This window comes from Natrinema sp. CRL1, from assembly GCF_059162405.1.
In genome coordinates this window covers 1-451 of sequence record NZ_JBLVOY010000027.1, presented here as the reverse complement: position 1 = coordinate 451, position 451 = coordinate 1, and the positions used below count along the sequence as shown (strand labels likewise).

The 451-nt window shown below is 35.5% G+C and carries 1 protein-coding gene; it reads left to right on the top strand.

Annotation, left to right across the window (positions count from 1 at the left end; translation table 11 throughout):
* On the top strand, positions 1-451 hold a 451-nt coding region (locus ACJYUO_RS21875), incomplete at both ends, for a nucleoside transporter C-terminal domain-containing protein (protein ID WP_494347411.1).

Here is a 451-nt window from a genome sequence, read left to right as displayed (position 1 = left end):
AGGTAATACTGAGGCTCTTGCTGTTTCTAGTGAACAGCTTAAACGCATGAATGAGATGCGGGTACTAACTATTGCAATGATGTCTATGAGTTCAGTTTCAGGAGCAATTGTGGGCGCTTATGTGCAAATGATACCTGGAGAACTTGTATTGACGGCAATTCCACTAAATATTATTAACGCAATTATAGTTTCTTGTATTTTGAATCCTGTATCAGTTGAAGAACAAGAAGATGTCGTGTATAGCATAAGAGATCACCAAACTGAAAGACAACCATTTTTCTCATTTCTTGGAGATTCAGTTTTAGCAGCTGGAAAGCTTGTATTAATTATCATTGCATTTGTCATTAGTTTTGTAGCTTTGGCTGACTTAATTGATAGATTGATTCATTTAATCACACATCTTATTGCAAATAGTATTGGTGTCAAAGGTAGCTTTGGTCTTGATCAAATC